The sequence below is a fragment of the Streptomyces sp. NPDC059247 genome, assembly GCF_042754005.1.
In the GTDB taxonomy this organism is placed as follows: domain Bacteria; phylum Actinomycetota; class Actinomycetes; order Streptomycetales; family Streptomycetaceae; genus Streptomyces.
Genome location: NZ_JBHYZW010000031.1, coordinates 25,103 through 47,784, shown reverse-complemented (window position 1 = coordinate 47,784; position 22,682 = coordinate 25,103). Strand labels below are relative to the sequence as shown.

At 74.4% G+C, this 22,682-nt stretch carries 18 protein-coding genes; 12 read left to right on the top strand and 6 right to left on the bottom strand.

Annotation, left to right across the window (positions count from 1 at the left end; translation table 11 throughout):
• Nucleotides 1-151: 151 nt before the first annotated feature.
• Nucleotides 152-433: an HPr family phosphocarrier protein gene (locus ACFXGN_RS30925; protein ID WP_366444271.1), complete on the bottom strand. Its 282-nt coding sequence runs from the start codon at nt 431-433 to the stop codon at nt 152-154.
• A gap of 196 nt (nt 434-629) precedes the next feature.
• Here ACFXGN_RS30925 and ACFXGN_RS30920 point away from each other — a divergent pair, with 196 nt between their 5' ends.
• The 4 genes from ACFXGN_RS30920 to ACFXGN_RS30905 all read left to right on the top strand — a co-directional run bounded on the left by ACFXGN_RS30920 (nt 630) and on the right by ACFXGN_RS30905 (nt 6,214).
• Nucleotides 630-3,650 carry a GNAT family N-acetyltransferase gene (locus tag ACFXGN_RS30920; protein WP_384865444.1) on the top strand — a complete coding sequence of 1,007 codons (3,021 nt, stop codon included), beginning with the start codon at nt 630-632 and terminating at the stop codon, nt 3,648-3,650.
• Between the two features lie 40 nt (nt 3,651-3,690).
• On the top strand, nt 3,691-4,287 hold the full coding sequence (locus ACFXGN_RS30915) for a DUF5998 family protein (RefSeq protein ID WP_384865443.1): 597 nt from the start codon (nt 3,691-3,693) through the stop codon (nt 4,285-4,287).
• Nucleotides 4,287-5,492: an alkaline phosphatase family protein gene (locus tag ACFXGN_RS30910; protein ID WP_384865441.1), complete on the top strand. Its 1,206-nt coding sequence runs from the start codon at nt 4,287-4,289 to the stop codon at nt 5,490-5,492. The genes ACFXGN_RS30915 and ACFXGN_RS30910 overlap by 1 nt, the downstream gene beginning before the upstream one ends.
• 80 nt (nt 5,493-5,572) lie before the next feature.
• Nucleotides 5,573-6,214: a thymidine kinase gene (locus tag ACFXGN_RS30905; RefSeq protein WP_384865440.1), complete on the top strand. Its 642-nt coding sequence runs from the start codon at nt 5,573-5,575 to the stop codon at nt 6,212-6,214.
• 39 nt (nt 6,215-6,253) lie between these two features.
• On the opposite strand, the gene ACFXGN_RS30900 is transcribed toward ACFXGN_RS30905, so the two are convergent.
• Nucleotides 6,254-6,934, bottom strand: a complete 681-nt coding sequence (locus tag ACFXGN_RS30900; RefSeq protein ID WP_384865438.1) for a TetR/AcrR family transcriptional regulator — start codon at nt 6,932-6,934, stop codon at nt 6,254-6,256.
• Between the two features lie 295 nt (nt 6,935-7,229).
• Here ACFXGN_RS30900 and ACFXGN_RS30895 point away from each other — a divergent pair, with 295 nt between their 5' ends.
• The 4 genes from ACFXGN_RS30895 to ACFXGN_RS30880 all read left to right on the top strand — a co-directional run bounded on the left by ACFXGN_RS30895 (nt 7,230) and on the right by ACFXGN_RS30880 (nt 13,126).
• Nucleotides 7,230-7,844 (top strand): isochorismatase family protein, encoded by a 615-nt coding sequence (locus tag ACFXGN_RS30895; protein ID WP_384865436.1) that lies wholly within the window; start codon nt 7,230-7,232, stop codon nt 7,842-7,844.
• A gap of 136 nt (nt 7,845-7,980) precedes the next feature.
• On the top strand, nt 7,981-10,638 hold the full coding sequence (locus ACFXGN_RS30890) for a YfhO family protein (RefSeq protein ID WP_384865434.1): 2,658 nt from the start codon (nt 7,981-7,983) through the stop codon (nt 10,636-10,638).
• A 142-nt stretch (nt 10,639-10,780) separates the two neighbouring features.
• Nucleotides 10,781-11,746: a glycosyltransferase family 2 protein gene (locus ACFXGN_RS30885; RefSeq protein ID WP_384865432.1), complete on the top strand. Its 966-nt coding sequence runs from the start codon at nt 10,781-10,783 to the stop codon at nt 11,744-11,746.
• A 3-nt stretch (nt 11,747-11,749) separates the two neighbouring features.
• Nucleotides 11,750-13,126 carry a polysialyltransferase family glycosyltransferase gene (locus tag ACFXGN_RS30880; RefSeq protein WP_384865430.1) on the top strand — a complete coding sequence of 459 codons (1,377 nt, stop codon included), beginning with the start codon at nt 11,750-11,752 and terminating at the stop codon, nt 13,124-13,126.
• Nucleotides 13,127-13,195: 69 nt separating this feature from the next.
• Here ACFXGN_RS30880 and ACFXGN_RS30875 read toward each other — a convergent pair whose 3' ends face one another.
• Complete coding sequence (locus ACFXGN_RS30875) at nt 13,196-13,969, bottom strand: VOC family protein (protein WP_384865428.1); 774 nt, start codon at nt 13,967-13,969, stop codon at nt 13,196-13,198.
• A gap of 170 nt (nt 13,970-14,139) precedes the next feature.
• Between ACFXGN_RS30875 and ACFXGN_RS30870 the strand changes: the two genes are divergently transcribed.
• Entirely contained in the window at nt 14,140-14,967 is an 828-nt protein-coding gene (locus tag ACFXGN_RS30870) for a sulfurtransferase (protein WP_384865426.1), read from the top strand.
• A gap of 421 nt (nt 14,968-15,388) precedes the next feature.
• Here ACFXGN_RS30870 and sepH read toward each other — a convergent pair whose 3' ends face one another.
• The gene (gene sepH / locus ACFXGN_RS30865; RefSeq protein ID WP_384865424.1) at nt 15,389-16,441 is read right to left on the bottom strand and encodes a septation protein SepH; all 1,053 of its coding nucleotides are present in this window, start codon (nt 16,439-16,441) and stop codon (nt 15,389-15,391) included.
• Nucleotides 16,442-17,013: 572 nt separating this feature from the next.
• On the opposite strand from sepH, the gene ACFXGN_RS30860 reads away from it, so the two are divergent.
• Nucleotides 17,014-17,859 (top strand): hypothetical protein, encoded by an 846-nt coding sequence (locus tag ACFXGN_RS30860; RefSeq protein ID WP_384865422.1) that lies wholly within the window; start codon nt 17,014-17,016, stop codon nt 17,857-17,859.
• 4 nt (nt 17,860-17,863) lie between these two features.
• Here the strand turns inward: ACFXGN_RS30860 and ACFXGN_RS30855 are convergent, their stop codons facing one another.
• Both ACFXGN_RS30855 and ACFXGN_RS30850 read right to left on the bottom strand, forming a co-directional pair.
• Complete coding sequence (locus tag ACFXGN_RS30855; RefSeq protein ID WP_384865420.1) at nt 17,864-19,210, bottom strand: D-arabinono-1,4-lactone oxidase; 1,347 nt, start codon at nt 19,208-19,210, stop codon at nt 17,864-17,866.
• Nucleotides 19,143-20,414, bottom strand: a complete 1,272-nt coding sequence (locus ACFXGN_RS30850) for an MFS transporter (protein WP_384865418.1) — start codon at nt 20,412-20,414, stop codon at nt 19,143-19,145. Before ACFXGN_RS30850 ends, ACFXGN_RS30855 begins: the two co-directional genes overlap by 68 nt.
• 173 nt (nt 20,415-20,587) lie before the next feature.
• Between ACFXGN_RS30850 and ACFXGN_RS30845 the strand changes: the two genes are divergently transcribed.
• Together ACFXGN_RS30845 and ACFXGN_RS30840 are read left to right on the top strand one after the other, a co-directional pair.
• Nucleotides 20,588-21,715 carry a ferrochelatase gene (locus ACFXGN_RS30845; protein ID WP_384865416.1) on the top strand — a complete coding sequence of 376 codons (1,128 nt, stop codon included), beginning with the start codon at nt 20,588-20,590 and terminating at the stop codon, nt 21,713-21,715.
• Between the two features lie 18 nt (nt 21,716-21,733).
• Entirely contained in the window at nt 21,734-22,552 is an 819-nt protein-coding gene (locus ACFXGN_RS30840) for an inositol monophosphatase family protein (RefSeq protein ID WP_384865448.1), read from the top strand.
• Nucleotides 22,553-22,682 lie beyond the last annotated feature (130 nt).

Genomic DNA, 22,682 nt, shown 5'->3' with positions numbered 1-22,682 from the left:
TTCTCCCGCCCACCCCCTATATAACCCCCCCCCCTTGCGGCGGCTGCTTCTGTTTTTTATAACACACCCCTTCACGGGGGTGACGCGCGCGGCCGGCCCCCCCGTATCCCGGGGGGCCACGGCCTCTCGTCGTACGGGGTGCTGACCCGGGTCAGACGGTCTCGGGGAGCTCGTCCAGACCCTCGGCGACCAGCTTCGCCAGGCGCTCGAGCGCGGCCTCGGCGCCCTCGGCCTCGGAAGCCAGGACGACCTCTTCGCCACCCTGCGCGCCCAGACCGAGCACCGCGAGCATGGAGGCGGCGTTCACGGGGCTGCCGTCGGACTTGGCGATCGTCACCGGAACGCCGGAAGCCGTGGCGGCACGGACGAAGATGGACGCGGGGCGGGCGTGGAGGCCCTCGGCCCAGCCGACGTTGACGCGGCGCTCAGCCATGGTGTTGCCCTTCAAGTCTCAAGCGGTTGTCTAGACCAGTCTCTCACGGGTTGTTCCGCGCGCGCACCGACCTTGGGCCCGGATCGGACCGGTCTTTCGGCCCTTCGTGCGGTGTCCGGCACGTTCCCCACCTTGCACGGCCGCCCCCCGTCGCGCGACCGGTGCCACCGGCGTGTCGCGGCCGTAGGCTGACCCCATGCACAGCGCGTCGGAGCAGTCGGAAGCGGCGGACCAGCCGACACCACCGGCGCGTCCGGAGCCCCCGGACCACAGCTACCCCGACCACTGGGAAGCGGACGTGGTGCTCCGCGACGGCGGCACCGCGCGCGTCCGGCCCATCACCGCCGACGACGCCGACCGGCTGGTCAGCTTCTACGAGCAGGTCTCGGACGAGTCCAAGTACTACCGCTTCTTCGCCCCCTACCCGAGGCTCTCCGCCAAGGACGTGCACCGTTTCACGCATCACGACTTCGTGGACCGGGTGGGCCTCGCGGCGACCGTGGGCGGCGAGTTCATCGCCACCGTGCGCTACGACCGCATCGACGACCGGGGGCTGCCCGCCTCCGGCGCCGCCGACGAGGCGGAGGTCGCCTTCCTCGTCCAGGACGCCCACCAGGGACGCGGGGTCGCCTCCGCCCTGCTCGAACACATCGCGGCCGTCGCCCGCGAACGCGGCATCAGACGCTTCGCCGCCGAGGTGCTCCCCGCCAACAACAAGATGATCAAGGTGTTCACGGACGCGGGCTACACCCAGAAGCGCAGCTTCGAGGACGGCTCCGTACGGCTCCACCTCGACCTCGAACCGACCGACCGCTCCCTCGCCGTGCAGCGCGCCCGCGAGCAGCGGGCCGAGGCCCACTCCGTACAGCGCCTCCTCACCCCCCGCTCCGTCGCCGTCGTCGGCGCGGGCCGGACACCCGGCGGCGTCGGCCGGACGGTGCTCCGCAACCTTCTGGGCACCGGATTCACCGGACGGGTGTACGCGGTCAACGCCGCGCTCACCGGGACGACCGACGGGCCCGCCTCGCTCGACGGCGTCCCCGCCCACCCCTCCGTCGGCGCCATCGGCGAACCCGTCGACCTCGCGATCGTCGCCGTACCCGCCGAACGGGTGCCGGAGGTCGTCGCGGACTGCGGCGAACACGGCGTCCGCGGTCTCGTCGTCCTCTCCGCCGGTTACGCCGAGAGCGGGCCGGACGGACGGGAGCGGCAGCGCGCCCTGGTCCGGCAGGCCCGCTCGTACGGGATGCGGATCATCGGCCCCAACGCCTTCGGGATCATCAACACCGCCGCCGACGTCCGCCTCGACGCCTCCCTCGCCCCGCAGATGCCCGCCGCCGGACGCATCGGGCTCTTCACCCAGTCCGGCGCCATCGGCATCGCGCTCCTCGCCGGGCTCCACCGGCGCGGCGCGGGCCTCTCCTCCTTCATCTCGGCCGGCAACCGCGCCGACGTCTCCGGCAACGACTTCCTCCAGTACGGGTACGACGATCCCGGGACCGATGTCGTCCTCCTCTACCTGGAGTCCATCGGCAACCCCCGGAAGTTCACCCGGCTCGCGCGCCGCACCGCCGCCGTCAAGCCGGTCGTCGTCGTCAAGGGCGCCCGGCACAGCGGCAGCGCCCCGCCCGGCCACCGGGTCCCCGTCACCCGCATACCCCACGCCACGGTCTCCGCGCTGCTCCGCCAGGCGGGGGTCATCCGGGTCGACACCGTCACCGAGCTGGTGGACGCCGGACTGCTGCTCGCCGCCCAGCCGCTGCCCGCCGGGCCCCGGGTCACCATCCTCGGCAACTCCGAGTCGCTCGGCCTCCTCACGTACGACGCGTGCCTCACGGAGGGGCTGCGGCCCCTGCGCCCGCTCGACCTGACCACGGGGGCGGTGCCCGCCGACTTCCGGGACGCGCTCGCGGCGGCGCTCGCCGACGAGGCCTCGGACGCGGTCGTGGTCACCGCGATCCCCTGGGTGGGGGAGGACGGGGCCCCCGAGTTCGGCGACGGCGAGGTCCTCGCCGTCGCCCTGCGCGAGGCCGTCGCCTCCGCGCCCGTCCCCGCCAAGCCGGTCGTCGTCGTGCACGTCGAGATGGGCGGCCTCGCGGAGGCCCTCGCGGTCGCGACCAGCACCCGCCCGACGGCCCCGGGCCGCCGCACCGGGACCGAGCGGGCCCCCCGCCCGGCCGGAACGCCCCCCGGCCGGGCAGCCGCACCGGACCGGGACCCGAGGGGTGACCGGGACCAGGGCGGTACGGGCACGCCCGCCGCCACCGTCACGCCCACCGCCACCGGCCCCCTTCCGGAAGCCCCCGCGCCGGAAGCCCCCGCGCCGGACGGTCCCGCCGCCGTTCCGGCCATCCCCGCCTACCCCGCCGCCGAGCGGGCCGTACGGGCCCTGGCCGAGGCCGTGCGGTACGGGCAGTGGCGGCGGCAGGCCGCCGAGCCCGGACGGGTGCCCGAGTACGACGACATCGACGAGGCGGGGGCCGCCGCCCTCGTCGAGCGGCTGCTCGGCGGTGCCGAGGCCGACGCCCGGGGTGTGACCCTCGACACCCGGCAGGCCGGTGAACTCCTCGCCCGGTACGGCATCGCCGTCCGCCCGGCCCTCCCCGCGCCCACTCCCGACGCCGCCGTCGCGGCAGCCGCCCGCCTCGGCTACCCGGTGGCCCTCAAGACGACCGCTCCGCATCTGCGCCACCGCCCCGACCTGGGCGGAGTCCGGCTGGACCTGGCGACCGAGGGGCAGCTCAGGACCGCGTACGCCGAGCTGACCGAGGTCCTCGGCCGGGCGGCCGAGCTCCAGCCGGTCGTCCAGGCCATGGCACCCCGGGGCGTGGACACCGTGGTCCGCGCCGCCATCGACCCGGCGGTCGGCGCCGTCCTCTCCTTCGGCCTGGCGGGCGCCGCCTCCGAGCTGCTGGGCGATGTCGCCCACCGGCTGGTCCCGGCCACCGACCGGGACGTCGCCGAACAGGTCCGTTCCCTGCGCACCGCACCCCTGCTCTTCGGCTGGCGCGGGGCCGCGCCCGTCGACACCCCGGCCCTCGAAGAGGTGCTGCTGAGGGTCTCCCGGCTCGTCGACGCCCACCCCGAGGTGGTGGCCGTCTCCCTGGAGCCGGTGGTCGTGGCACCGCACGGCCTCTCCGTCCTCGGTGCCACCGTGCGACTGGCCCCACCGGCCCCCCGCACCGACCTCGGCCCCCGCAGCCTGCCGAGCTACTGAGGGACCTGAGGGGCCCCCACCGCCCCGTAGGATGGAGTCCATGGCAAAGAGCGGTACGACGACCCAGGGGCTGCGCGCGGCGATCGAGCGCAGCGGCTACTACCCGGCCCTCGTGGCCGAGGCGGTGGAGTCCGCCGTCGGCGGCGAGGCCGTCGCGTCGTACGTGGTGCACCAGGAGACCACCTTCGACGCGAACGAGGTCCGTCGCCACGTCACCGTCCTCGTCCTGACGCCGCACCGCTTCATCGTCAGCCACACCGACGAGCAGGCCGCCGACAGCAGCTCCCCGACGCCGTACGCCACGACCTCCACCGAGTCCGTGAAGCTCGACCGGATCTCGTCGGTCGTCGTCAGCCGGGTGGTCGCCAACCCCGAGTCGTACACGCCGGGCACACTGCCCCGCGAGGTCGTCCTCACCATCGGCTGGGGCGCCGTCTCCCGGATCGACCTGGAGCCCGCCGCCTGCGGCGACCCCGACTGCGACGCCGACCACGGCTACACCGGCAACTCCACCGCCGACGACCTCAGCCTCCGGGTGAGCGACGCCGGGGACGGCCCCGACACCGTCCGGCAGACCCTCACCTTCGCCCAGGCCCTCTCCGAAGCCATCGCGGCCACCGCCGCGCCCACCCGCTGATGGCGCATCCGACCACCGTGGCCCACGGCTGGCCCGACGATCCGGTCCCGCTCGCCCCGGAGACCGCGCCGGTCCCCGAGTACTCCTCCGGCGCCCTCGGCGACCTGTTGCCGACGCTCGTCGCCGGGCAGGGCGTGCCCGGCTTCGAGGCGCGCATCGCCGAACTGGCCCCGGCCGACCGGAACTGCGTCTTCCTGATCGACGGGCTCGGCTGGGAGCAGATCAAGGCCCATCCGGCCGAGGCCCCCTATCTGACCTCGCTCCTCGGCTCCTCCCGGGGCGGTACGGGACGGCCGGTCACCGCCGGGTTCCCCGCGACGACCGCGACCTCGCTGGCCTCCGTCGGCACCGGCCGCCACCCCGGGACCCACGGGCTGCCCGGATACACCGTGCGCAACCCGGAGACCGGCGAGCTGATGAACCAGCTGCGCTGGAAGCCGTGGACCGCGCCGCAGGCCTGGCAGCCGTACCCGACCGTCTTCCAGTCGGCGCACGAGGCGGGGATCCACACCGCGCAGGTGTCGTCCCCGATCTTCGCCCAGACGCCCCTGACCCAGATCGCGCTGAGCGGCGGAACGTTTCACGGGCGGCTCTCCGGCGACGAGCGCATGGACTTCGCCGCCGAGCAGCTCGCCGGGGGCGACCGCTCGCTGGTCTACACGTACTACAGCGAACTCGACGGAGCCGGACACCGCTTCGGCATCGACTCCGACGCCTGGCGCGGCCAGCTGATGTGCGTCGACCGGCTGGTGCGGCGGCTCGCCGAGCAGCTGCCGCCCCGCTCCGCGCTGTACGTCACGGCCGACCACGGCATGGTGGACATCCCCTTCGACGAGCAGCACCGCATCGACTTCGACGAGGACTGGGAGCTGAGCGCGGGCGTCGCCCTCCTCGGCGGCGAGGGACGTGCCCGGCACGTCTACGCGGTCCCCGGCGCCGAGGCGGACGTCCTCACCTGCTGGCGCGAGGTGGTGGGCGAGCAGTTCTGGGTGGCGAGCCGCGACGAGGCGATAGCCCTGGGCTGGTTCGGCCCGGAGATCGACGAGCGGGTGTACGGCCGGATCGGCGACGTGGTCGTCGCCGCCCACGACGACGTGGCGATCACCGCGTCCGTCAACGAGCCGAACGAGTCCGCGATGGCCGGTATGCACGGTTCCATGACCTCGGCGGAGCAGTTGGTCCCGCTGCTCGAAGTGCGCACCTGAGCCTTCGCGGGACCTCTCCGTCCACGCCGCCTCCCCACGACCGACCTCCCCTCCACGACCTGAAAGGCCCCCGACCCGTCATGCCCGAGCTGGTCTTCTTCTCCGGAACCATGGACTGCGGGAAGAGCACCCTCGCTCTCCAGATCGGGCACAACCGCTCGGCCCGGGGCCTCCAGGGCGTGATCTTCACGCGTGACGACCGGGCGGGCGAGGGCAAGCTGTCCTCACGCCTCGGACTGGTGACGGAGGCGGTCGAGGCAGGCGAGGACATGGACCTGTACGCGTACCTGGTCGCGCAGCTCTCGAAGGGCGGCCGGGCGGATTACGTCATCGTCGACGAGGCCCAGTTCCTCGCGCCCGAGCAGATCGACCAGTTGGCCCGGATCGTCGACGACCTCGACATGGACGTCTTCGCCTTCGGCATCACCACGGACTTCCGCACCAAGCTCTTCCCCGGCTCCCAGCGCCTGATCGAGCTGGCGGACCGTCTGGAGCAGCTCCAGGTGGAGGCCCTGTGCTGGTGCGGCGCCCGCGCCACCCACAACGCGCGCACGGTCGGCGACGTCATGGTCGTCGAGGGCGAGCAGGTCGTCGTCGGGGACGTGAACCGCCCGGCCGAGGAGATCGGTTACGAGGTCCTCTGCCGCCGCCACCACCAGCGCCGGATGACCGCCGCCGCGGCCCGCGCCGGAGTCCTGTCCCCGGACGTCCTGCCCGTCTAGCCGACCGGGCCCGGCCCGTCGGTCCGGCCCCGTCGGCCGTCAGGCCCCGTTCTCCGGGTGCGGCGGGCGGGTCAGCCGGTCGAGGTCCGAGGCGCCCGGGGGCTCCGCCCCGGTGAGGGTGCCGAGCAGGGCGCGGGCCAGGGCGGTCGCGGTGCCGATCCGGGTGTCCTCCCGTTCGTCGCCGGTGACCTGGCCGATCACCGCGTCCCGTACGGCCGGTGAGACGTCGGCGCCGCCGAACCGGTCGGGGAACGAGAGCGCCATCATGCACACGCCCACATTGGCGGAGAGGATCGCCTGACCGGCGAGTTCCGGTGGCGTCCTGAGCCGTCCGGCGTCCCGGCAGCGTTCCACCGCCGTCAGGAGGATGGCCTGCGCCTCCTCGATGGCGGCCGGTTTCTCGTCGCCGGTCGGGGTGAACATCAGGCGGTAGAGGTACGGGTTGCGGAGCGCGAAGGCGACGTGGCTGTCCCAGGCCGTCCGCAGGTCCGCCACCGGGTCGTCGGTGAGCGGATTCCGCCGCTTCTCGGCGAGGAAACGCGCGAAGCCGATGTCGGCGACGGCGGTCAGCAGCCCCTGCTTGTCGCCGAACTGACGGTAGATCTCGGGCATCCCGACCTTCGCCCGGTCACAGATCGCGCGGGTCGAGATCGCCAGCGCGTCCTTGGTGGCGAGGAGTTCCCCGGTGGCTTCCAGGATGCGCTCTCGTGCCGTCGACATGCCCTCCACGATAACAGCGCTAACAGCCCGGACCTGGGCGGATTCCTGGGCGGGAGGGGTGGTGTCCCTGGGACGGGGAGAAGCGTGACGACCGTCGATGTAATCGATGATTACGTGATGTGTTAGCGTTGAAAACATCGGAGCCCGCGCCATCGGGAACGCCGGGGCCGCGCCGCTTCCGATCCGGGCCCGCACCCGTCCCGTCACCGGCCGTGCCCAGCACCCTCCGGACTCCGGGCCCGCGCCGCCTCCCACGGCACCCGAGAACCACCCCGTACCCATCGAAAGGAACCCCGTGAGCGCCTCCACCACCCTCCGCGAGGTCATCGGCCTTCCCCGGGAACTGCCCGACCTGGCCGCGTCCGCCCTGGTCATGGTCGACTTCCAGAACACCTACCGCTCCGGTGTCATGCGGCTCGACGGGGCGGAGCCCGCCCTCGCCGCCGGTGCCCGGCTGCTCGCCGCCGCCCGCGCCACCGGAGCCCCCGTCGTCCATGTCGTCAACGACGGCGGCGAGGGCACCCCGTACGACCTCCGGGCCGAGTCCGGCGCCATCAGCGACGAGGTCGCCCCGGTCGCGGGCGAGCAGGTCGTGGTCAAGCGGTTCCCCGACGCCTTCCACGGGACCGGTCTCGAGGAGGTCCTCAAGGGCCTCGGACGGACCGACCTCGTCATCGCCGGTTTCATGACGCACCTGTGCGTCCTCTTCACCGCGCAGGGCGCCTTCCACCGGGGCTACCGCCCCACCGTCGTCGCCGAGGCCACCGCGACCCGCGCCCTGGCGGACCCCGACGGCACGGTCGTGCCCGCGCGGACGCTCCGGGCCACGGCCCTGACGACGGTCACCGACCTCTTCGGCACGGTGGCCCGCACCGTCGACGAACTGGTGGCCCCGGCGCGGACCGACTGACCCCGGGAGTTCACCGGGGGTGTACCGGAAGACCGCCTGAAGATCGGTCGAGGGTCGCCCGGTTCGGCGGTAATGGCGGTCGGCCCGTGATCGTTCCGCCCCGGGCGTTCCCGCTCCGTACGCCCCTGGAGGACGTGTGCCCCCCGCCGAGACCGTCCCCGCCGAAGCCGGGGACCACCGCGCCGGGGACCACCGCGCCGGGGACCACCGTGCCGGGGGCCACCGTGTCAGCGAAGGTCAGGCCGGGGAAGGCCGGACAGGGGAAGGCCGGACCGGGGAAAGCCCGGCCCAGGCCCCGTCCGCCCCACCCGGCCCGTCCGCCCCGCACCCCCAGCTCACCCCACCCGCCCCTGCTGGCCCACTCACCCCCGCCGGTCCGCTCGCCGCCGCCCTGCTCACCGCCGTCCTGTTCTGCCTCGCCACCCGGCTCGCCCGCAGCCACCCCTTCGGCCCGGTGACCAGGAACACCGTGGACCTCGGCCAGCAGTACCTGCCGTTCCACGCCTACTGGCGCTCCTTCCTCCTCGGCGAGACCCACGGCGACGCCTTCCTCAACTGGAACTCCGGCTTCGGCACCAACTTCCTCGGTGACATCGGCACCTACCTGAGCAGCCCCTTCGCCCTGCTCGTCGTGGTCTTCCCGGCGGGCCACGACGAACTCGCCCTGTACGTCGTCACCACGGCCAAGATCACCACCGCCGGTGCCGCCATGGCCCTTCTGCTGCTGCGGCTCCGCCCCGGCCCCTGGCCCGTCGCCGCCGTCCTCGGCACCGCCTACGCGCTCTCCGGCTGGACGTTCGACTACGGCGCCACCGTGCCCATGTGGCTCGACGGGCTCGTCGCCTTCCCGCTGCTCTGCCTGGTCGGCGAGTGGGCCCGCACCGCGCGCCGCCCGGTCCTCGGCCCGCTGGTCGTCGCCCTCGCCTGGACCGCCAACTTCTACACCGCGTACATGGCCACGCTCGGCGCCGCCGTCGTCCTCGCCGTACGGCTCCTCACCGCCGAGGAGACCGCCACCGCCCGGCAGCGGCTCGCCGGAGCCCTGCGCGCCGCCCGAGGGGTCCTCATCGGCGTCGGGCTCGCCGCCCCGCTCGTCACCGTCGTCTTCCTCGCCACCCGGGTCGCCGACCCCACCCCCGGGACCACCTTCGCGCCCGCCCCCTGGACGGACCTCCTCGCCCGCTTCCTGCCCGCCACCGCGAGCGTGGCCAGCCCCGCCCTCTTCATCGGCACGCCCGCCCTCGCCCTCGCCCTCACCCTGCCCTTCAACCGGTCCGTCGCCCCGCGCGTCCGGGCCGGCTGGACCACCGCGATCGTCCTGGTCGCCCTCTCCCTCCAGTGGGAGCCCACCCACCTCCTCTGGCACGCCGGAGCCTCGCCCAACGGCATCCCGTACCGCCAGACCTTCGTCCTGTGCGGTCTGCTGCTCGTCGCGGCCTGGCTCTCGGTCTCCCGGGGGACCCCCCGGCCCGCCGCGCTCCTCGGCGGCGGCGCACTGCTCGCCGCCCTCGCGTGGGCGGCGAGGGGGAGCGCCGACATCGACCGGTGGACCTACCCCGCCTCAGGCGCCGCCGCCGTCCTGGCGCTCGCCGCCGTCGCGCTCGCGCCTCCCGTCCGCCGCCGCGCCTCCCGTCCGCTGTCCGTGCTCGCCGTGCTCCTGCTCCTCGCCGCCCAGGCGGGCGAGACGCTCGTCACCGGCGAGCGGATCGTGGAGCAGCAGCGCGCCGAGGTCTCCTGGTCCCCCCGGGTCGGCCCCTGGCACACCTCCGTCGCCGGGGCGACGGCCCGCGCGGACGCCTGGCCCCGCCACCGCACCGACCCCGGCGAGGTCCCCGGCGGCAATGACGTCCTGCTCGTCGGCGGGCAGGGCGCCGACTACTACAGCAGCCTCACCGCCGAGACGACCTCCCGCACCCTGGACGGCCTGGGCTTCGGCCACTACGCCAAGGGCCGTCACCCGGTCACCCTCGACAACCCGGTGACGGACGCCCTGTTCTCCATCGGCACCCGGGTCCGCTCCCGGCCGACGCGGCCGGTGCGCCAGGACGCACCGCCCCGCGCCACCGTGACCGTCACCACCACCCCCGTACCGCCGCTCGTCACCGTCCGCCCCCCGGGGGAACCGCCCGTCCCCGCCGGGGACTCCGCCTTCGCCGCCCAGCAACGCCTGCTCGGCGCCCCCGTGTACGAGCTGCCGCCCGTCACCCGCGCCGGACGGCTGCTCACCGCCCGCTGCCCGGCCGGGACCGAGGTCTGGTTCTGGGCGCCCGAGTACCGGGGGACGGCGGCCCTCGCCGGGAGACCGCCGGTGGCGTTCGAGGGGAAGCCGCCGTCCGTCCGCGCCCCGATGCGCGCCCTCGGCACCACCCCCGCCACCGGCGAGCTGCGGATCGCCCTGGCCCCCGGGGCCCGGCCGGAGCTGCCCCGGCAGCCGGTCGGCTGCCTGGTGCGCGCCCGCCTCGACACCGCCGTACGGGAACTGACCGCCACCGGCGCCACCCGGGTCGCGGCCGACGGGCACGGAATCACGGCCGAACTGCCCCCGGGCAGCACCGGGACCGCCGTCCTCGCCGTCACCCGCACCTCCGGCTGGCGGTGCGCCGCAGGGGACGCGCCCCCGCGCCCCGCCCGCGCCCACCAGGGTCTCCTCGCCGTCCCCCTCGACGGCCGGGCGACCACGGTCAGCTGCTCCTTCCGGCCCCCGGGGCTCCGGCTGGGCTCCGCCGTCGGCGGAGCCGCCCTCCTGGCCCTGGTGGCCACGGGACTCCTGCACCGGCGGCGGGCCGGGCGGTGACCCGTGCACCGCGCGGGCTTCCCACGGGGGACGGCAAGAGTTCACCGGGAGTGCACGCACGACTCGTCCGCCCGGGAAACCCCGGGGTTAACCTGCCCGCCGTAGCGGCGTGTACATCGTTCGATCCAGCTGGGGATTCCGCGTGCCGAAACTGTCCGTCGTCGTACCGTTCCACAATGTCGGGGCCTACGCCCCGGACACCCTGCGCAGTCTGGCGAACAACGCGGACCCGGACTTCGAGTTCCTCCTCGTCGACGACTGCTCCACGGACGACACTCCGGAGATCCTCGAACGCTGGCGCGACCGGCTGCCGAACTCCACCGTCCTGCGCCACGAGACGAACCGGGGCGTCGCCCAGGCGCGCAACACCGGGATCGACGCGGCCCGCGGCTCCTACCTCACCTTCCTCGACGGCGACGACTGGTACGCCCCCGGCCACCTGCGCGCCGCCGTCGCCGGGATCGAGCGCCTGGGCTGCGACTTCGCCCGCACCGACCACGTCCTCTCCGAAGGCCGTGAACGGCGGATCCGGTACGCCCCCGCCAGACTCCGCGACACCGTCATGGACCCCCGGGACGGCATCGCGCCCGCCAGCATGGTGACGATGGTCGACTATCCGTTCGTCCCCTTCGGAATCTACGGCGCACACCTCTTCGAGAACGGCGCCGCGCGTTTCGAGACCTCCCTCAGAACGGCCGAGGACCGCCTGTGGATCTGGCGGCTCCACCTCGAGGCCCGCACTTTCGCGGCGCTCTCCCTGCACGGGGTCTTCTACCGGCGGGGCGTCACCACCTCGCTCACCCAGATCACCGACAACCGGCAGCTCGACTTCATCCCCTCGTACGACCTCCTGCTCGACGAGGTCTCCCGGGACGCCGAGGCCGACCGGTTCCTCCCGAAGGCCGTCCGCACCTACTGCGCGATGATCGCCTTCCACCTGGGCAAGACCGACACCTACGAGCCCGCCGTCGCCCGACGGCTCCGCACCGATGTCACCGACGCGCTGCGCCGGATGCCCCAGCGGGTCCTCGACGAGACCCTCGCCACCATGGACACCCCCCGCAGCACCCTCCTCCGGAGCCTGCGCGACACCGGAAGGACCGCCTGACCCATGGCCCCCGCCCCCGAAGCGGCCCCCGCCCCCGCCCCCGACCGCCGCCCGGTCCAGATCTTCCAGGCGTCCACCCTCTACGGCGCGGCCACCCTCGCGGCGGCGCTCGACGCCGGACGGTTCGGCCCCCGCGAGGACTTCCGCAGACTGCTGCTGCTCTCCCACAACACCGAGATCCCCGAGACCGCGCTGCGCCTGGAGAGCATGACCGGCTACGCGCGGATCGCCCGCCGCTTCGACGGCACCCTCGACTGGAACGAGACGATCCACCCGTACCACCCCGCCGCCTGGGCCCCCCGCCCCGAGGAGGCACCGCTCTGGCAGCGGGTGCTGCGCACCGCGTGGGACCTCGGCCCCGCCCCGGTGGAACTGGTCGTGGAGTCCATCCAGGTCAACCCGGCCAAGGCACTGGCGGGCGCCTTCCCCGAGAGCGCCCTCCACGTCTACGCGGACGGACTGATGAGCTACGGTCCGACCCGCTCCGACCTCGCCCAGTCGGTGGCCTGCCGCGTCCGCCGGGTCCTCCACCTCGATCTGGTCCCCGGTCTGCGGCCCCTGCTCCTCACCGAGTACGGCGTCGAGCCCGAGCTCGTCCCCGACGACGCCTTCCGGGCGGTCCTCACCGAGATCGCGCGGGACGCGGCCGACGACCCGGACATCGCGGGCGCCCTCGCCGCCCGCCCCACCGCGCTCCTGCTCGGCCAGTACCTCGCCGCCCTCGCCCTCCTCACCCCCGAGGAGGAAGAGGAGCTGCACCTGCGGATGCTGCGCGGGGCGACCGCCTCGGGACACCGCTCGGTGGTCTTCAAACCGCACCCCAGCGCCCCCGCCGGATACTCCCGGGCCCTCCACGAGGAGGCCGAGCGGACCGGTGTCCGCCTCACCGTCCTCGACGGGCCGCTGCTCGCCGAGACCTTCTACGAGCGCGCCGGGCTCGAACTCGTCGTCGGCTGCTTCTCCACGGCGATGCTCACCGCCGCCGTGTACTACGGCATCCCCGTCGCACGGGTGGGCACCGCCGACGTCCTCGCCCGGCTCACCCCCTTCGAGAACAGCAACCGGATTCCGCTCACCGTCGTCGACCACCTGGTCACGGACCTGGAGGGGGACGGCACGCCGGAGGTCCCGGGCGCCGCCCCCGACTCGCTCACACCGCTGGTCAGGGCGGTCGGCTACTGCATGAGGCACAAGGCCCACCCGGGGCTGCGCGAGGAGACCGTCCGCTTCCTGGCCGCGCACCGGGCCGAGCCCGGCACGGCCCACCACTTCACCGAGGAGCGCCTCGCCGAGCTGGCCCTGTCCGGCGGACCGGCCCCGGGACGCGCCGGAGCCCCGGCCCGCCTCCGCAGGACCCTGTCCCGCGCGCGCCGCGACTGACCGCCGACCCGCCGACCGCCGTACGGGCCCGGAGGTCCCGGGCCGGAGCCACGCGTCGGGCCGGGCGCCTCAGCGCCCGGCCGACCTCACGAGGGCGAAGACCGCGCCCTCCGGGTCCGTCACCTGGGCGACCCGGCCCGTCCTGGCCTCGTACGGCGGGCGCAGCAGCTGTCCGCCCAGCTCCACGGCGAGCCGGGCGGCCGTGTCCACGTCGACGGTCTCGAAGTACGTCATCCAGTGCGGGCCCCGGTCGCGGGGCAGCGCGTTGCCGACGCCGTGCAGCGAGGCCACCGGGACCCCGTCCACGTGCAGGGTCGCCCAGTCGTGGTCGGCGGACACGACCGGCTCCACCTCGTGGCCGAAGACCGCCCGGTAGAACTTGCCGACCGAGGACGTCTCGTACGTCAGCAGCTCGTTCCACACCGGGGTGCCGGGCGGGCCCGCCGTCGCCGTGCCGTGGTGGGCGTCGGCCTCCCACACGCCGAAGATCGCGCCGACGGGGTCGGAGCAGAGCGCCATCCGGCCCGCCTCGCCCGCGTCGAGCGGGCCCACCGCCACCGTGCCTCCGCAGCACCGGATGCTCTCGGCGGTCTCGTCGGCGTCGTCGCTGGCCAGATACGGCGTCCAGGCGATCCGCAGATGCCGGTCGGGCGGCAGCTGGCCGATGCCCGCCACCTCCTCGCCGTCGAGCAGCGCGCGCACGTACGGGCCGAGGTGCTGCGGACCGGGTTCGAACTCCCATCCGAACAGTGCGCGGTAGAACTCCTGCGTGGCGTCAAGCCCGTGCACCATCAGGCTCACCCAGCAGGGTGTCCCGGGTGTGCGCCGAGTCGCCTCGGTCATCGTGACTCTCTCCTCGGACCGTCGTCGTGCCCGTCCCCCTGTCCGATGGTGTCACTCACGGGGCCCCGGCGCTTCCCGGTCGCACCAAAGAGTGGCGCGATCCCGCCGTGCTGACGGGCCGGGCGCCGGGTTCCTCCGCCGCGGCCCCGTGGCTGCGCGAGGATGGCCCCATGAAGCCCATCATCTCCGCAAGCGAACTGCTGAGCGAGTCCGCCGGGGCCCGGCCGCCGGTCCTCCTGGACGTCCGCTGGACCCTGGGCGGGCCGCCGGGACGTCCCGTGTACGAGGCCGGTCACCTGCCCGGAGCCGTCTACGTCGATCTGGACGCGGAACTCGCGGGCCCGCCCGGCGACGGCGGGCGCCACCCGCTGCCCGACCTGGAGTCCTTCGGGGCGGTGATGCGCCGGGCGGGCGTGTCGGCGGACACCTCGGTCGTCGTCTACGACGGCGGCCTCGGCTGGGGCGCCGCCCGTGCCTGGTGGCTGCTGCGCCGGGCGGGCCACCGTGACGTCCGGGTGCTCGACGGGGGACTCGCGGCCTGGACCGGCGAGCTGACGGAGAAGGTCCCGGCGCCGGAGCCGGGCGACTTCCGGCCGGAACCGGGCGGTCCGGAGCTGCTCGACGCCGACGGCGCGGCGGCCCTCGCCCGCGCGGGGCTGCTGCTCGACGCGCGGGCGGCCGAGCGCTACCGGGGGGACGTGGAGCCGATCGACCGGGTCGGGGGGCACATCCCGGGCGCGGTCTCGGCCCCGACGACCGAGAACGTCGACGCGCGGGGGCTTTTCCTCGGCGCGGACGCGCTGCGGGACCGCTTCGTGGCCCTGGGCGCCACGGGGGACACCCCGGTCGGCGTCTACTGCGGCTCCGGCGTCTCCGGCGCCCACGAGGTGCTCGCCCTGGAGATCGCGGGCGTCCCGGCCGCGCTCTACGCCGGTTCCTGGTCGGAATGGTCCTCGGACCCCGCCCGCCCGGTGGCGACGGGCCCGGAACCGCAGTAGGAGGTACGGGACCCGGCGCCGCTCACGACGACCGGGGAGCCCGGAGCGGGTCGCCCCCGTCCGCATCGACCCGGGCCGGGCCGGGCGTCACGGGGTGGGCCGGGCCGGACGTCACGCGGTGGGGCGCCGCCCCGCCGAGACCCGGGCCCGTCCGCACCCACCGCGCGAGGGCCCGCACGAGAAGGGGCCGGTGGCCGGGGCGTGACGGCAGCCCCCGGTCCGGGTCGGCCCGGGTCTCCCGCCGGTGGGCGTGCCCGCTCCCGTCCCGCCGGGCCTCGCCGGGATTCTCCGGGGTGGGGTCGGGCGCCGGGCGGGCCCGGGGGCCGGGGGCTTGGGCGGTGTGCGGGCCCGGGGCGGGTGGGCCCGATCCCGTATCCCGTCCCGGTGTGTCGCGTCCGGACGGGCGGTGACGGGGTCGGGGTCAGTCCTGCTTCTTGCGGCGGGTGCCGAAGACGATCTCGTCCCAGCTGGGCACGGCGGCGCGACGGCCGGGGCGGACGCCGTCCGCCTCCGCCTGCCGGTCGGTGGTGCCGGTGAGCCGGTCCCGGTGGCCGGAGACCGCGCGGGGCATCAGGACGTCCGCGTACGCCGACCCGGCACCCGCCGAGGCGGCCGGCGCGGGCGGTTCCTCGGCCCCGGCCGTCTCCGTGTTCCCGCCGTCCGGCTGCTCCGGCACGACCATGTCGCCCCGGAAGCTCGGCACGGCCTCCAGGAGGCTCGTCAGCGAGTCGCGCTCGTCCTCGGGCTCGGCGGACGCGGACGGCCGCTCCAGCTGACGGTCGAGGCTGCGGTCGAGCGGCCTGTCCCTGGGCAGCCGGGCGATGCGCGGCACGAAGGGGAAACTCGGCTCGGGCGCGGCGGCGATCGTGTCGTCGGTCTCGCCGATCAGGGCGCGCGCCTCGTCGTCCACGGCCTGGACGAGCCGCCGGGGCGGGTCGTACGTCCAGCTGGCCGTGTGGACCTCGCTCGCGACCCGGTAGACGAGCAGCACCTCCCAGGTGCCGTCGTCGCGCCGCCACGAGTCCCACTGCACGGCGTCCTTGTCGGCGCCGCGCAGCAGCAGCCGCTCCTGCACCGCCTCACCGAGCTGCGGTCCGCTGTTCTCGCCGGGCCTGCGGACCGGGGTCTTGCGGGCCCGCTCCGCCATGAAGGCGCGCTCCGCGAGCACGGGCCCCTCGAAGCGGCGCACGCGGTCGACGGGGATGCCCGCGAGCTGGGCGACCTCCTCGGCGGAGGCACCGGCTCGTATCCGCGCCTGGATGTCCCGGGGGCGGAGGTGGCTCTCCACCTCGATCTCGATCTGGCCGAGGCGCGCGCGGTCGTTGCGCACGGCGGCGCGGAGCCGCTCGTCGATCGGAAGCGTGTACTCCGTGCTGTCAGCAGCCTTCAGCACCAGTCGTGTGCCGTCGTTGGAGACGGCCACGACACGCAGTTCGGGCATGGGGACCTCCCGGGTGGTGCCTGCCGACGTCACGTGCGTCGCTGCTTCCGCTAGTCGAGTGTGGCCTGCCCGGGTGCAGCCTGCCACTACCTTGCCGAGTTGCCCGGCGTGTCGGGCGTGGACCCTGGAACGCCGTGTGGCACGGTTACCGGGATGACTACATGGAGTGACGAGATGTCACTCCATGTGTCCGGTCTCCGTGCGGTGCCACGGCGCCGCCGGTTTCGGGCGCCGTCTCCGGCTCCCTTTTCCCTGATTCAGGGCGCCCGTGAAGGCGTCCGGACCCAGGGTTCGTCAATGTACTCCATTCGGGCCACCTGGGTGGACCGGCGCGCCGCTCAACTTCTCGGGCGGTACGGGAGTTGAGTGTCCGGGATCTCCGCCCCCACGTGTCGCTCTTCACAGAAACAGTGGAAACGGAACTAATCGCTTCCCCCATTTGTCCCTTCTGGGTGCAAGGCGAACGGATGAACCGTCAGGGGTTGGAGATGCGTCACAGGCCGGACACCGACACGGACGGGCCGGAGAACCGGGAGCGGACCGGGGCGTCCGGGGCGTCAGGGACGTCGGGGGAGGAGAAGGAGGGCCGGAGGATCGACCTGAGCATGGCCCAGGTCTTGAGCAGTGCGCTGGCCGCGGTCATCGCCGCCAAACTCGCCTCCACCCTCGGCGTGTACGGCACGATCGTCGGCGCCGGTGTGATCAGTGTGATCGCCACCTGCGGCGGACCCCTCTTCCAGCACCTCTTCCGGCGCACCGGCGAGCAGGTGCGGGACGTGACCACGGCCGCCAGGCCCAAGCCCCGTCAGGTCCCGGTCCCCGCCGTCCCGCGCGACGACCGGACCCTGATGTCCGGCGCGGTCCCCGCCCCGGCGCCGGGCGGGAGCGACGCGTTCGGCGCGGCCACCACCCACGGCACCCGGGTCCGGGGCTGGAAGCGCCCGGCCGTCGCCGCCGCCCTCGTCTTCGGCGTCACCATGGGCGGCATCACCACCTACGAACTGGTCTCGGGTCAGGACTTCAGCGGGACGCGGGGGACCACGACCTTCGGCTCCGTGGTCCGGGGCGGCGAGAGCACCGGGAAGGACACCCCGGCGCCGGACACCGGCACGGACCCCGCGCCCGCGCCGTCCGGTGCCACCGACGGCCCCGGCACTCCGACGACGGGCGGCACCCCGACCCCGGGCGACGGGGGCACCACCACCGGCACCGGGACCGGGGAGGGCACCGCCACCCCCTCGCCCCAGCCGACTCCCTCCGGCTCCGGCTCCACCGGCGTCCCCACCCCGACCCCGACCGGCCCGACGACCGGGCCGAGCACGGACCCGACGGCCCCGGCCACCCCGAGCGGGGAGCCCGCCACCGGCGCCCGCCCCGAGACCCCGCGCGCGCCCGCTCCGGCGGGGGGCGGCACGGGCACCGGAGCGGAGACCGGGACGCCCCAGGGGTGACCGGTCAGTCGCCCAGGACCCGGCGCAGGTAGTCGTTGGCGAAGAGCCGGTCCGGGTCGAGCCGGTCGCGCAGCGCCGTGAACTCGGCGAAGCGCGGATAGACCCCGGAGAAGTAGGCGGCGTCGCGGGTGTGCACCTTGCCCCAGTGGGGGCGGCCCTCGTGCGCCGTCATGATCCGCTCCACCGCGGTGAAGTACGCGTGGTGGGGCGTTCCCCGGTAGAGGTGCACGGCGATGTAGACGGTGTCCCGCCCCGAGGCCGTGGACAGCGCGATGTCGTCCGCCGGGGCGGTCCGCACCTCCACCGGGAAGCTCACCTTGAGCGGCGAGCGCTCGACCATGGCCTTCAGCTCGCGCAGCGCGCCGACCGCCGTCCCACGCGGCAGCGCGTACTCCATCTCCAGGAAGCGGACCCGGCGCGGCGAGGTGAAGACCTTGTACGGGATGTCGGTGTACGTACGGGCTGACAGGGCCCGGCTGGAGACCCTGGCGATCGCGGGGACGACCGGGGGCACGGCCCGGCCCAGCGAGCACGCCACCTGGAAGAGGCCGTTGGACAGCAGTTCGTCCTCGACCCAGCCGCTGACCCGGCCGGGAGGAGCGGCGGGCCCGGCGCTGCGGTTGTTGCGCTTGGTGTTGCAGTTGTCCGTGTGGGGGAACCAGTAGAACTCGAAGTGCTCGTTCTCCGCGTGCAGCGCGTCGAACTCCGAGGTGACCCGGTCGAAGGTCATCGGCTCCTCGCGCGCGGTGAGCAGGAAGACCGGCTCCACCGCGAAGGTGATCGCCGTGACCACGCCGAGCGCGCCCAGTCCGATCCTGGCGGCGGCGAAGACCTCCGGGTTCTCCTTCTCGGAGCAGGTCAGCAGCTCGCCCGCGGCCGTCACCAGCTCCAGCTCGCGGATCTGCGCGGCTATGGAGGCCGAATCGCGGCCGGTGCCGTGCGTCCCGGTCGAGGTGGCCCCGGCGACGGTCTGCTCCATGATGTCGCCCATGTTCGTGAGCGACAGGCCCTCCCGGGCCAGCGCCACGTTGAGCCGCTTGAGCGGAGTGCCCGACTCGACCGTGACGGTCATCGCCTCGCGGTCGATCCGCCGGATGCCGGTCAGCAGACCCGGCCGGATCAGCACGCCGTCGGTGGCCGCGATCGAGGTGAAGGAGTGGCCGGTGCCGACCGTCTTCACCCGCAGCCCGTCGTCGGCCGCCCGGCGCACCGCCTCGGCGAGCTCCTCGGCCGAAGCCGGGCTCACCTCCCGCACGGGACGGGAGGTGACGTTCCCCGCCCAGTTACGCCAGGGACTGCTCGCCGTCCTTGCGCTCCCCGACCCCGCTGACCTCGCTGTCGTCCCGCTCACGCTGCCCCTCCCGGTTCGGCGTCGGCTTGCGCAGCCGACGGTGTCCGAGGAGACCCACCGCGACCGCGAGCGCGCCCGCGACGACGGGCACCACGTACCCCGCCTCCGCGCCCGACGCGTCCACCACCCAGCCGGCGGCCGACGAGCCGAGCGCCACGCCGACCGCGAGCCCGGTACCCGTCCAGGTCATGCCCTCGGTCAGCTTGGTGCGCGGTACGTGCGCTTCGACGAGGGCCATCGTGGTCACCATCGTCGGTGCGATGGACAGGCCCGCGACAAAGAGCGCCACGGCCAGCAACGGCAGGTTCCCGGCCAGTAGGAGGGGGATCATACTCACGGCCATCGCACAGACGCCCAGGAGCCAGCGCCTGGACGGCTCGCTCTTGAGGTGGAGCAGCCCGAAGACGGCTCCGGCCAGACAGGAACCGAGCGCGTAGACGGCCAGGACCAGGCTGGCGGCGGCCTTGTGGCCCTGCTCCTCCGCGAAGGCCACGGTCACCACGTCGACCGAGCCGAAGATGGCGCCGGTGGCGACGAAGGCGAGGGCCAGGACCTGGAGACCGGGGGAGCGGAGCGCGGAACCGCCCCGGTCCTCGCCGTTCCCGCCGTGGGGGACCGGCTCGGTGGCGCGCTGCGCGGTCAGCCAGAAGACGCCGATGGTGAGGAACACCCCGGCGAACAGCGGACCGGCCTCGGGGAACCAGACCGTCGACAGACCGATCGAGATGATCGGGCCGAAGATGAAGCACACCTCATCGACGATCGACTCCCAGGCGTACGCGGTGTGCAGCCGCCGCGCGTCGCCCCGGTAGATCTCCGCCCAGCGGGCCCGGGTCATGGCGCCCACGCTGGGCACGCAGCCGATCATCGCGGTGAACACGAAGAGCGTCCAGTCCGGGGTCCGCTGCTGCACACAGAGGAGCAGACCGGCGGCGGCCACCAGCGAGACCAGGGTCACCGGGCGGAGGACCCGGCGCTGCCCGTGCCGGTCGACCAGGCGGGAGACCGCGGGGCCGAGGACGGCGGCGGACATCGCGAGCGTCGCCGAGAGGGCTCCGGCCAGCCCGTACCGGCCGGTGACCTGCGAAATCATGGTCACGATGCCGATGCCCATCATGGACAGCGGCATACGGCCGAAGAGTCCCGCGACGGAGAAGGAGGCGGCGCCGGGCGCCGCGAATATCGCGCGGTAGGGACTGGGCAAGGAGGTCTCCGGATCTCCGCGCAGCGGCGCGGCCTCCGCGCGGTCACCCGGAGGGGCACCCGCACGTGTAATTGAGAGCTAAAGCCTACGGCGGTGAAGTCGATGGGTCATCCCCCTATTTTCCGGACGGGCCGCGCCCCGCGCCCTCCGGGCCGGGTGGGAGGATCGGTGCCATGTCCGATCAGCACGATCCCGCCCCGTACGACGCCCTGCTGCTGCTCTCGTTCGGCGGCCCCGAGGGCCCGGACGACGTGGTCCCGTTCCTGGAGAACGTGACGCGCGGCCGTGGCATCCCGAAGGAACGGCTCAAGGAAGTGGGGCAGCACTACTTCCTCTTCGGCGGCGTCTCCCCGATCAACGACCAGAACCGCGCGCTCCTCGACGCGCTGCGGACGGACTTCGCCGCCGCCGGTCTCCGGCTGCCCGTCCACTGGGGCAACCGGAACTGGGCGCCGTACCTCACCGACACCCTCCGCGAGATGATCACCGACGGGCGGCGCCACATCGCCGTCCTCACCACCAGTGCGTACGCCTCCTACTCCGGCTGCCGCCAGTACCGCGAGAACCTCGCCGACGCGCTCGCCACCCTGGAAGCGGAGGGCCTCCCGCTGCCCCGGGTCGACAAGCTCCGGCACTACTTCAACCACCCCGGTTTCATCGAGCCCATGGTCGAGGGCGTCCTCGCCTCCCTCGCCGAACTCGACCCGGCCGTGCGCGACGGGGCCCACCTCGCCTTCACCACCCACTCCATCCCCGAATCCGCCGCCGACACCTCGGGACCCGTCACCGAGCACGGCGACGGCGGGGCCTACGTCCGCCAGCACCTCGACGCGGCGCGGACGATCGCCGACGCGGTCCGCGAGGCCACCGGCGTGGACCACCCCTGGAAGCTCGTCTACCAGTCCCGCAGCGGCGCCCCCCACATCCCCTGGCTGGAGCCCGACATCTGCGACCACCTGGAGGAGCTGGACGCCGCCGGGGCCCCCGCCGCCGTCATGGTCCCGATCGGCTTCGTCTCCGACCACATGGAGGTCCGCTACGACCTCGACACCGAGGCCACCGCCAAGGCCGCCGCACTCGGACTGCCGGTCCGGCGCTCCGCCACCGTCGGCGCCGACCCCCGCTTCGCCGCCGCCGTCCGCGACCTCCTCCTGGAGCGCGCCGCGACCGAGCGCGGGACCAGGGCCGAGCGGTGCGCCCTCGGCGCCCTCGGCCCCTCCCGCGACCTGTGCCCCATCGGCTGCTGCCCGGCCCGCGCGGAGCGCCCCGCCGCGGCGGGCGCCGACAGCCCCTACGCCTGAGGAGTCCCCGTGACCGACGTGACCGGGGCGAGCGCCCCGCAGGACCCGCTGCTCGCCGAACTGCTCGCCCTGGCCCTGGAGGCCGCCCGCCGGGCCGGAGCGCTGCTGCGCGACGGACGGCCCGACGACCTCGCCGTGGCGAGGACCAAGACCAGTCCCATCGACGTCGTCACCGAGATGGACATCGCCGCCGAGAAGCTGATCACCGGCTTCCTCGCCGAGCACCGGCCGCACGACGGCTTCCTCGGCGAGGAGGGCGCGGCGAGCCCCGGCACCAGCGGCGTCCGCTGGGTCATCGACCCGCTCGACGGCACCGTGAACTACCTCTACGGCCTCCCCACCTGGGCCGTCTCCATCGCCGCCGAACGCGACGGCGAGGCCGTGGTCGGCGTCGTCGAGGCCCCGATGCGCGGCGAGACCTACCGGGCGGTCCTCGGCGGCGGCGCGTACGCGGGGGACCGGCGCCTCGCCGCCCGCCCCTCGCCCGCCCTCGACCAGGCGCTCCTCGGCACCGGCTTCGGATACGTCCAGGCCCGGCGCGCCCACCAGGCGGAGGTGGCCCGGCGGGTGATCCCGCTCGTCCGCGACATCCGGCGCGGCGGCTCGGCCGCCGTGGACCTCTGCGACGTCGCCGCCGGACGGCTCGACGCCTACTACGAGCGCGGGCTCAACCCCTGGGACCTCGCGGCGGGGGCCCTGATCGCCCGCGAGGCGGGCGCCCTCACCGGAGGCCGCCGGGGCGAGCAGGCGTCCGGAGAACTGACCCTGGCGGCCTCCCCGGGCCTCTTCGCGCCCCTCCAGGACCTCCTGGAGGACCTGGGCGCCTGGCACGACTGACCGGCTGCCGCCCGCCGGGACGGCGGACGCGCGAGGGCCCCGGTGCCGGGATCGGCACCGGGGCCCTCGCACGCGGTGCGTCCGGAGCGGACGGACCACTCCGGAACGGGTGGGACAGGTGAGAGCAGGT